Genomic DNA, 9,528 nt, shown 5'->3' on the forward strand with positions numbered 1-9,528 from the left:
AGGACGTCCTGCAACGCCGCCATGCCGTCTACGGCAAGCTGGCCGAACTGGTCCCGCCCAAGCCCGAGTGATTATTCCCGGACTATTGTCCTAACGTAGCGCATGGCGGCGAGAGTTTCTTCATTTTGCCGGCGGGGAATGATCGGCGCATAGTCGCGGCCGGAGGCCGTCACCCGGCCCGCGTCGATGCCCTTTCCGATCAGATATTCACGCACGACCGCCGCCCGTTTCCGCCCCAATTCTGCTTTTTCCGAATCGGCGGGCGCTTCCGCGATATCGACAAAGCCGATCGTTTCGATCATCAGGTTCGGAATTTGCAGTAAAATTTCAGCCTGCCGATCAAGAATCGCCTTCGCATCCTTGGACAGGACGAAAGACCCCGAGCCGAAATAGACCACATCGTCAGTTTCGGGAATCGGGCTGTGCAGAATGCAGGGAAGGGAAAAATCCGGGCCGCTTTTCAAGGGGGGGGCCGGGCACCGAATGTCGCCGGCCGCAGCTTGGCTGACGAAGACGGCAATAACGACGGCGACGATCAAAGGAATAAAAGTTGTCACGGCGCTTTTACTACAGGCCTAATTATGGATACAATTCGGAAAAGACCTCATCTGCAAGCAAACTCAGCAGGTTATTTTCTGCTTTGTCCAAGCCGTATATTCCTGAATGACCGGGGTTTGACGCCGTTTTTTTATGAAGAACTTGTGCAGATACAGCTTGAGACTTGCAAGTTTTATGGAGCGCGGCGACATTTCCGAGGGCAAAAATACCTTTAGCTTGTGCCTTAATACCAATAGAGGCGCGTGTTGCGGTGATCGCATTGGCAATTTTTCCATTTCGATTTCCTTGAAAGAATTCAACCCAGGTTACGGAAAGATATGGTTCCTTATCACGCAACCGTAATGCCTGAGGCAAAATACCGATTACTTGACCATCTTCATCACGCCTTAGCCTTCCCCATGCGGCATAACGTAAAACGTGATGTTCATCGGGGATGGGCTTATTAGCCACGGCGAAACCAGCGGCCAGGATCATAAGGGCCTAAACAAGCCAATAATTGATCTACGTCGCAGTCGCCTGCTGTGCGTACGATTCTTTTCCCCAATTCCGTTGAAAGAACAAATTGAACAGCATCATTCGGCAAACATTCAATCGTCAGGCGATTCTGCCCCTCTGTCCAGGCAGCAATAAGATTGCCGTTAAATGAAAGTCCAAGGCCCGGACGCTTGGCCGGGCGAATAAAAAGCCAAAGTCTCAGGAATGTAATAAATGATTCTTTCTGAATCGGCTTGTCGCCTTCTTCCCATTCAATCGGATCATGCAAAGAATCAAGTTGAGAAAAAAGCTTGCAGCGCCAGTCGTCATCAAGATGCATCGCAAACGTAGAAGTCAGAATTTTGGCGCCAGCCAATGCTTGGTATATACGGTCTTCCAAGGAGGTTGCTTCGCTGACCCCTATATCTGATGAAGATCGGGATGAATCAAAAACGGCCTGTTCGAGTAGCTTGTTTGTTTCCGGGCTAACCGCATTTTTCATTAGTTCCGTCAGGTTCACACCCAAAGGAATTTGTTTGCTAATAATGAAATTGCCGCTTGATGTAAATCTGGTCATTGAAAAAGCCTACGAGATTTGTCCGTGATGCATAATTCAAACATTTTGTTTTTTTCATCGCGAATCTTTTGCAGTAGCACAAAAATTTCCTTGTCGTTTTGAGGAACTTCTTTTTCACGGCTAATATCTATGTCTAACAAAATTGAGATATGATTTATAATCGGCGATGATATAACAGATGAATTTAATGAAAAATTACAATTTATGTCATTAATCAGAAATGAAATACTTAGCCCGTATTTATTGCAAGGGCCGAATTCACTCGGATATTGCGGAAAAATTGTTAGAAATTCGCTTTCTTCGGTAGCATGGTCACTTTTAGGAATATCAATTCTATTAATAAAGCGAACGCCGATCCTCGATATTTCACTATATTTATGCTTTTTTTTGAAGATGCCCCAATCTCTTTCAAATCGCGTAAAAAAATTGTCCCATCCCGGGTAAGGCGCAATCTGAGAAATCACAATACTTCTTGGGGAAAGCAAGATAATTTCTTGTTGATCATTGGATGCAAGCTTATAGCTATCCACCTTATCCTTAACCTGAGAAGACACGCCTTTGTCATCTACATTAAAAAGCATCTCATAGGCCGTAAATTTCCCCAGCCCGGGATAGTGCTTTTTAAACGACTTGGATATTTTAACCAAGTTGCTGTCCGAACAGGCAGATTTAAAGCGTAACTCAATAACCGCTTCCGTTATCGGAGGGCGAGGATACAGAGGACGATGATGTGTTGTTGCCACTGCCAGTTTCTCGTGTCTCTAACGACAAAAAACCAAATAAGAAGGTAGGGTACAGTACGTTTTGTCTTTCCGTATTCATAATAGACTTGAAGTGAAAAATAAAGGCGATTTACCAAGGCCACAGTCCGGCGACCGCCTGATTGCAAAATATAAACTCTTTCCAACGCTGGTCCCGCTCAAGCCCGAGTGATTTAGTTTGACGGAAATATCAGATTAAAAATTCGCAACACGCCTGTAACATTCCGGTCCTATAATAAGCCGGCTTTGATTGCGGATGTTCCCGGGACATACCCAATGACTGAAAGTTCTGAATTATCCGAGACCATATCCGTTGTCCTGATCGGCAGCGGCGGCGTCGGCGTGGTGACGGCGGGCAATATCTTTCTGGACGCGGCGGCGCACGCCGGCTGGTACGGGCTGATGATGCGCTCGGCGGGGCCGCAGATTCGCGGCGGCGAATCGGTGGCTTTCATTCGTCTGGGATCACGTCCGGTAGGCTCGCTGGACGACGCCTTCGACATCATGGTCGCTTACGACTGGGTCAACTTCGAGCGCTTCGCCGCCGAGGTTCCCCTTAACGGCGACAGTCTGGTCATTTGCGACCCGGCGGCGGGAGATATCCCCGAAATCGTCATCGCCGCCGGCGCCCGCATTGCCGAGTTGCCGCTGAAAGACACGGCGAAAGGCATTGCCGGCGGCCGCTCAAGCATGGTCGGCCTCGGCGCGCTGAGCGCCCTGATTTCCCTGCCCGAGACGGCGCTGACGGAGACTCTGGATCATCTGTTCAAAGGCAAGGGCGAGGAAATCCTCAAAGCCAACCGACTGAGCGCCAAGGCCGGACGCGACGCGGCGCAAGGGCTGGATATGAAGCGCCGCCTCAAGATCGCCGAACCGGCGCCCAAGGTCGAACGCTGGAACATCAGCGGCAACGAAGCGGCGGGGCTGGGCGCCGTTCGCGCCGGCCTTCGTTTTGTCGCCGCCTATCCGATAACCCCCAGCACCGACATGCTGGAATGGCTGGCACCCAATCTGGAAAAGCTGGGCGGCGTCCTGGTTCAGGCCGAAGACGAGTTGGCCTCGATCAACATGATCATCGGCGGCTCGTTCGGCGGCGTGCCGGCGCTGACCGCCACCTCCGGGCCGGGGCTGGCTTTGATGATGGAAAGCATCGGTCTGGCGGTGGCCTCGGAAGTTCCGGTCGTTATCGTCAACGTCATGCGCGGAGGACCGTCAACCGGCATCCCCACCAAGTCGGAGCAGAGCGATCTTAATATCGCCGTCTACGGCCTGCACGGCGACGCCCCGCACATAGTGACGGCGCCCAACTCGGTGGATGACTGCCTGTTCGCCACCCAATGGTCGATGCATCTGGCCGAGGCTCTTCAATGCCCGGCCATCGTTCTTTCCGATCAGGCGCTGGGTCAGGCGCGCATGCTTATTGACCGCCCCGCCGATGCGGCCTTTGTCGCCAGGCGTGAAACCATCACGGCGGAGGTGAAAAACTACCGGCGCTATGCCCTGACCGCTTCCGGCGTCTCGCCGATGGCCATCCCCGGCGTCCCGAACGCCGAATATGTGGCCGACGGACTGGAGCATACGGAAGACGGCAAGCCGTCCGCCCAGGCCGAGCATCACCGGCAACAACTGGACAAGCGCCAACGCAAACTGACCGACCATGATTTCGGTCGCCATTGGGCCGATATCGTCGGCGAGGGGGACACCGCCATCGTCACCTGGGGATCATCCACCGACCCGGTGCGCGAGGCGCAGGCGCGGGCCGCCGCCGAAGGAGTGAATACGCGCCTTATTTCCATACGCCTGTTGTTGCCGGCGCAGACCGAAAAATTCCATCAGGCGATAAAGGGAGTAAAGCGGCTGCTGGTCGTCGAACAAACTCACTCCGGGCAGTTCCACCGCTATCTTCGCGCCCACTACGATCTGCAAGGCGAGGTCAAGGTCTTCAAGCAGCCGGGACCATTGCCGATCCGGCCCGGCCAAATCCATGATCTGCTCGTAAACTGGAAGTAGGATATTCAATATGGATATGGATTCCGTTAACGAGGACTGCCCGCTTTCGCCGAAGGATTACAAATCCGATTACAAGCCGGTGTGGTGTCCCGGCTGCGGAGATTTCTCGGTTCTCGCCGCCATCACCAGGGCCTTGTCCACGCTGAAGATCAAACGCGAAAACGCCGCCGTTATTTCCGGCATCGGTTGTTCATCGCGGATTCCGGCCTACACCAGCGTCTACGGATTCCATGGAGTTCACGGTCGCGCCCTGCCGCTGGCCGCCGGCCTCAAGCTGGCGCGTCCCGATTTGACCGTATTGGTGACGGGCGGCGACGGCGACGGCTTTTCCATCGGCGGCAACCATTTCATCCACGCCTGCCGACGCAACGTCGATATGACCTATATCGTCATGGACAACCAGGTCTACGGCATGACCAAAGGTCAGGCGTCGCCGACCACCGCCATCGAGTGGAAGGCAAGCAAGCTGACCCCGCACGGCACCGGCGTTGATCCGTTTCAGCCCCTGGGCATGGCCCTGGCGGCGGGAGCCACCTTTATCGCCAGAGGCTATTCCGGCGATCCCGACGGCGTCGCCGAGCTGATCGTCAAGGCGGTGCGCCATCCCGGTTTCTCTTTCCTGCAAGTACTCAGCCCCTGCGTCACCTATCACCCCGAACAACGCGAATGGAAAGACAAGGTGCGTCCGGCGCCGTCCCAGCCGGCCGTCGATCCGGTTCGCGCCAGCATGCGCCTGATGGACGAGGAAGGGTTCAACATCGGCGTGCTGTTCGTCAGCGACAGGCCTCCCTACGCGCCGCCCACGGCGCCCAAGGCGACTATCGCCGACATCGAAAAGACGTTCGCTATTTAAGATGAACGCTCTATCCCAAAAAGATATGGAAATTGTCCGCCGGGCGCCGCTGTTTTGTGGGCTGTCCGACGCCGTTCTTGAGCGTCTTTTGCAAAACACCCGCGTGGTTACGGAGAGTCGCGGCAAGCTCCTGTTCGTGCGGGGCGACGCGGCGGATCGGATTTATCTGCTGCTTGACGGCTGGGTGAAACTTTACCGCGACACCTCCGAGGGCGCCCAGACCGTGCTGGCCGTGCTCAAGCCCGGCGACACGGTGGCCGAAGCGGCGATGTTCCTGGAACGCTCCTATCCGGCCGGCGCCGAGGTGGTGGACGACGCCAGGCTGCTGGAGATTCCCTCCAAGCCGTTCCTGGCGATCCTCCGCCGGGACAGCGAGGTCGCCCTGAAGATGCTGGGCGCTTTGTCGATGCGCCTGCGCGGGCTGGTTCTTCACATCGAACAGTTACAGGCGAGATCGACGCCCCAACGTCTGGGGGGGTTCCTGCTTTCCCTGAGCGAATCGACGGAAGGCTCGTCAATAGTGCGGCTGCCCTATGACAAATCGCTGGTCGCCGCCCGCCTGGGCATGAAGCCGGAAAGCCTGTCCCGCGCCTTGGCCAAGCTCAGGAAATACGGCGTCGAGACCAAGGGCAACGTGGTCACCCTGAATAATATCCGCAGCCTGCATGAATATTGCCGGGGCGGCGATACGGATTAACCGGGCTTTCCATCGGCGCGGGGACCGGTCAGGACGGGCCAATAGACAATGGCGAAGATGGCGAACGCCGCCGCCCACATCAATCCCGCCGCGACGATAAAGGCCTGATAGGCCGACGGCATGATTGCCGGGGCGAACACGCGGGTAACGGCAGCCAGGGAAATCAGGATGTAAGCCGCCGGGATCGGCTTGGCCAACACGAACGGGCGACCGGTGTGGCCCAGCGACGCTCTGGTCATGACTCCTAACGCCATGGTCCCGCCGGCGCCGATGGTCAACGCATGGAAGGCCGTGCTCTTGGCCACAAAGCCGGTGAGGTCGGCCAGTCCCAGGCAGGCGAACCCCGTCGCCAGCCACAAGACGCCGAGATGCAGAACCCACAGCAGCGGCGTGTCCAGTATCTTGCCGGTGTTCCATTTCAGCATACGAAATGCCAGCAACCCGGCGACGACGAGAGCCAATGCGCCGCCGGCTGCGGCGGAGTCAAAAACCAGATCGGCGACGGCGACGGCGATCATCAGGGCCACAATCGACAGCTCCAGAGGCATGCTGATGCGGGCCTCTACGTTCTCGCCGCGCATTCTGAGGGCGCCGGCGGTAAAGTTGGGAACGATCCGCCCGCTGATCAGCGACAGAAACATGGCGACCACATACATGGCCAGATAAAGGCCGGATTCAGCCGTGGCGGCGGTCAGGCCCATCGCTTCCAGATGAATGAGAAGATCGGCGACAAAAAAAGCCGCCAGCAGCGCCGGGAAAAAATAATTATGCTTTTGCCGCATAGCGAATATCGGAGCCGTCGCCATTACCGCCAGCGTGGGGATCAAGGCAAGGTCAACCGCCGCCGTCACCACCGCAGGCAAAAAATCGGACATCAGAAAAGCGAGGCGTCCGGCAAACCACAGCGCGACCAGCGCGGCAAGGCGTCCGCCGCTGACCGGCGACGATTGCGTCCAGTTGGGTATCGCCGTCATCAGGAAGCCCGAAAGGACCGCTGCGGTGAAGCCGAACAGCATCTCATGACCATGCCACAGCATGGGAGAAAAGGTCCTGGGCAGGGGCAGGGCGCCGACGTAGGCCGCCGTCCATACGGCGACGGCTAACGTTCCATATATTCCGGCCAGCAGGAAGAAGGGACGGAATCCGTAAGCCAGCATGAGAAGGGGCCGTTCAGCGTTGGTCTGCATCGCCTGTTTCCTTGATGGTTCAAGGATTGAATTTAGCGGGGGGCGACGGGGGAAACCTTGATGATGATCAAAGCGCGGGTTATCTTCGATTCCCATGATCAAAAAAATTTCCATTGCCCTGCTCAGCTTTACCGTCGCTCCGGCGGGCGCCGTCGAGCCGCCGACCGCCTTCCGCGATTGTCCCCAATGTCCGGAAATGGTCGTAGCGCCGGCCGGTTCCTTCACCATGGGGGACGACGGCGGCTTCAAGTACGAAAAACCGGCTCACCCGGTCGCCATCGCCTATCCCTTCGCCATCGGCGTCTACGAAGTCACTTTCGACGAATGGACGGTCTGCCTTGATGAGGGGGGCTGCTCAAAGAACCCCGATGACCATAAATGGGGGCGCGGAAAGAGGCCGGTGGTAAACATCACCTTCGATGAAGCGGAAGGCTATGCCCGCTGGTTAAGCGCCAAAACCGGACATAAATACCGCCTGCCTACTGAAGCCGAATGGGAATACGCGGCGCGGGGCGGAACCGTTACCGAATACTGGTGGGGCGACGAAGTCGGCGACGACAACGCCAATTGCCGGACCTGCGCCCCCGCGATCAGCCACGAGACCTATCCGGTGGGAACGTACAAGCCCAACCCGTTCGGCCTTTATGACGTACACGGCAATGTATGGGAATGGGTCCAGGACTGCTGGCGTCCCGACCATGCGAACGCCCCCGCCGACGGCTCGGCGCGTCTTGACGGCGATTGCCGTTTCCGGGTCAACAGAAGCGGCTCGTGGTACTATGTCTCGACCAACGTCCGCTCGGCCTATCGCGCCAAATTCCCCGCCGCCGCCTTCAGCTACGGCATCGGCCTGCGCGTCGTCCGTGAGGTAAAATGACCGAGGGCTGTTCATGCTATGAACGACCGCCGCTGACGCCGGAAACGCTCCTCAAGGCTTATGCCTGCGGCATCTTTCCGATGTCGGAGTCCCGCGACGATCCCGACATCTTCTGGGTCGATCCGCCGTTGCGCGCCGTCCTGCCCCTGGCGGCCTTTCATGTTTCGCGCAGCCTCAAGAAAAAAATACGCCAGGGAATATTTCAGGTGAGTTGCGACACCGCCTTCCGGGAGGTCATCCGCGCCTGCGCCAGGTCCGTCCGTGGCCGCCGCAAGACCTGGATCAACGACGAAATCATCCGCGCCTATACCGAACTGCACTACATGGGATTCGCCCACTCGGTGGAATGTCGGCTGGAAGGCGAGCTGATCGGCGGCCTTTACGGCGTCGCCGTCGGCGGCGCTTTTTGCGGCGAAAGCATGTTCCACACGACCACCGACGCCTCCAAGGTGGCGCTGGCGCATCTGGCGGCGCGGCTCAGGCTGGGCGGCTATGTGCTGCTGGACGCCCAGTTCATGACCGATCATCTGAAAAAGTTCGGCGCGGAGGAAATCCCGGCGCGTGATTACCGGGAACGCCTCGACGCCGCCCTGGAAGTCAAAGCCGCCTTTCCCGCCGAGATCGACCCATCGCTGGAAAGCAAGGCGCTGGAAGAGATGTTTGCCTGAACTCTGATCCAACCGGACCTTGCTTTCCCCTCCTTGCCAAGGAGGGGTTGGGAGAGGTTAGAAAGCACTTTCCGATCAGATGGCGTCGCCCCCCTCCCCCTTCCCTCTCCCCCCGCAAATCGCGGGGGGAGAGGGTTGCGTAGGGTTGGCGCGTCGGCGCGATGCGCCTTACCCGAAGCCGGGTGAGAGGGATGATTCCATTCGATCACAAACCGCTCTAGATTTTATCCGCGTTCATCAGTGTGCATCTGTGGTCATAAAAACAAAACCCCTCCCGGCCTCCCCTTCGTAAGGGGAGGAATTTTTTGAAGCGGCGCCGTCAGCCTACTCCGTCATTACCTCTTCCTTCGGAGAATCGTCTGCGGCCGGGTCGTCATCGGGGGGAGTGTAGGGGGCGGCTTCTTTGGTCGAGGGCGCAACGTCGGCGGCGTTTTTGCAGTCCAGCGCCCAGACATCGTAGACCGGGTGTTCCATGGCCGACAGCGCCGGGCTGGAAGCAAACATCCATCCCCTGAACAGATCGACCGCCGATTCGCCCTCGCGCACCTCCCATATATCAAGGAATACGGCGCTTTCCGGCGTTTCTTCGGGAGGCTTTTTGTTACAGACGCGGGCGATGATCTCAAGCGTCCCGAAGCGCACCGTGTCGCCGACCGGCGCCTCGATGGTGGAGACTCTGGCCGTTACCTTGTCCATGCCCTGAAGAACGGCAATATCATAGATTTCAGCCGACGCCGACCGCCAGGTGAACAGGCATATGACCAGTACACAGACACATTTAAAAAATACAATCTGTTCCCCACCCGTCATGCGCGGACTTGATCCGCGCATCCACGTCTTAAAATCCGAACTATGCCAAAGACGTG

The 9,528-nt window shown here is 57.4% G+C and carries 9 protein-coding genes and 3 pseudogenes (2 of these 12 cut by a window edge); 6 read left to right on the forward strand and 6 right to left on the reverse strand.

The genetic code is table 11. The annotated features are described in order from the left end of the window. A pseudogene (locus tag A3H92_12005) lies at positions 1–71 on the forward strand (pyruvate:ferredoxin (flavodoxin) oxidoreductase); it begins 3,424 nt to the left of the window's first position. Here the strand turns inward: A3H92_12005 and A3H92_12010 are convergent. The 3 genes from A3H92_12010 to A3H92_12020 all read right to left on the reverse strand — a co-directional run bounded on the left by A3H92_12010 (position 72) and on the right by A3H92_12020 (position 2,256). After that, entirely contained in the window at positions 72–557 is a 486-nt protein-coding gene (locus A3H92_12010; protein OHC73282.1) for a hypothetical protein, read from the reverse strand. A gap of 443 nt (positions 558–1,000) precedes the next feature. After that, positions 1,001–1,609: a hypothetical protein gene (locus A3H92_12015; protein OHC73283.1), complete on the reverse strand. Its 609-nt coding sequence runs from the start codon at positions 1,607–1,609 to the stop codon at positions 1,001–1,003. Beyond that, positions 1,606–2,256 carry a hypothetical protein gene (locus A3H92_12020; protein OHC73284.1) on the reverse strand — a complete coding sequence of 217 codons (651 nt, stop codon included), beginning with the start codon at positions 2,254–2,256 and terminating at the stop codon, positions 1,606–1,608. Before A3H92_12020 ends, A3H92_12015 begins: the two co-directional genes overlap by 4 nt. 459 nt (positions 2,257–2,715) lie before the next feature. On the opposite strand from A3H92_12020, the gene A3H92_12025 reads away from it, so the two are divergent. Genes A3H92_12025 through A3H92_12035 form a run of 3 tightly spaced genes read left to right on the forward strand, consistent with a single transcriptional unit; the run spans position 2,716 to position 5,930 of the window. Continuing rightward, positions 2,716–4,380, forward strand: coding sequence for a 2-oxoglutarate synthase (locus A3H92_12025; protein ID OHC73376.1), 1,665 nt, complete (start codon positions 2,716–2,718; stop codon positions 4,378–4,380). Between the two features lie 16 nt (positions 4,381–4,396). Beyond that, a complete protein-coding gene (locus A3H92_12030) occupies positions 4,397–5,233 on the forward strand; it encodes a 2-oxoglutarate synthase (protein OHC73377.1) in 837 nt (278 codons plus the stop codon). A gap of 25 nt (positions 5,234–5,258) precedes the next feature. Then, complete coding sequence (locus tag A3H92_12035) at positions 5,259–5,930, forward strand: hypothetical protein (protein OHC73378.1); 672 nt, start codon at positions 5,259–5,261, stop codon at positions 5,928–5,930. Here the strand turns inward: A3H92_12035 and A3H92_12040 are convergent. Continuing rightward, positions 5,927–7,117 carry a hypothetical protein gene (locus A3H92_12040; GenBank protein OHC73285.1) on the reverse strand — a complete coding sequence of 397 codons (1,191 nt, stop codon included), beginning with the start codon at positions 7,115–7,117 and terminating at the stop codon, positions 5,927–5,929. The genes A3H92_12035 and A3H92_12040 overlap by 4 nt on opposite strands. Before the next feature lie 94 nt (positions 7,118–7,211). Between A3H92_12040 and A3H92_12045 the strand changes: the two genes are divergently transcribed. Together A3H92_12045 and A3H92_12050 are read left to right on the forward strand one after the other, a co-directional pair. Next, on the forward strand, positions 7,212–7,994 hold the full coding sequence (locus A3H92_12045; protein OHC73286.1) for a hypothetical protein: 783 nt from the start codon (positions 7,212–7,214) through the stop codon (positions 7,992–7,994). Next, the gene (locus tag A3H92_12050) at positions 7,991–8,662 is read left to right on the forward strand and encodes a leucyl/phenylalanyl-tRNA--protein transferase (GenBank protein OHC73287.1); all 672 of its coding nucleotides are present in this window, start codon (positions 7,991–7,993) and stop codon (positions 8,660–8,662) included. The genes A3H92_12045 and A3H92_12050 overlap by 4 nt, the downstream gene beginning before the upstream one ends. Positions 8,663–9,094: 432 nt before the next feature. Here A3H92_12050 and A3H92_12055 read toward each other — a convergent pair. Next, a pseudogene (locus tag A3H92_12055) lies at positions 9,095–9,427 on the reverse strand (hypothetical protein). Between the two features lie 41 nt (positions 9,428–9,468). Further along, positions 9,469–9,528: pseudogene (locus A3H92_12060) on the reverse strand (outer membrane lipid asymmetry maintenance protein MlaD) (it continues 474 nt past the right edge of the window).

The organism is Rhodospirillales bacterium RIFCSPLOWO2_02_FULL_58_16, assembly GCA_001830425.1.
In the GTDB taxonomy this organism is placed as follows: Bacteria; Pseudomonadota; Alphaproteobacteria; order Rhodospirillales; family 2-02-FULL-58-16; genus 2-02-FULL-58-16.

Excerpts from the sequence above, each read along its gene's own strand:
- A3H92_12040 (OHC73285.1), bottom strand. The coding sequence starts at position 7,117 with ATGCAGACCAACGCTGAACGGCCCCTTCTCATGCTGGCTTACGGATTC.
- A3H92_12015 (OHC73283.1), bottom strand. The coding sequence starts at position 1,609 with ATGACCAGATTTACATCAAGCGGCAATTTCATTATTAGCAAACAAATT.
- A3H92_12030 (OHC73377.1), top strand. The coding sequence starts at position 4,397 with ATGGATTCCGTTAACGAGGACTGCCCGCTTTCGCCGAAGGATTACAAA.
- A3H92_12050 (OHC73287.1), top strand. The coding sequence starts at position 7,991 with ATGACCGAGGGCTGTTCATGCTATGAACGACCGCCGCTGACGCCGGAA.
- A3H92_12035 (OHC73378.1), top strand. The coding sequence starts at position 5,259 with ATGGAAATTGTCCGCCGGGCGCCGCTGTTTTGTGGGCTGTCCGACGCC.
- A3H92_12045 (OHC73286.1), top strand. The coding sequence starts at position 7,212 with ATGATCAAAAAAATTTCCATTGCCCTGCTCAGCTTTACCGTCGCTCCG.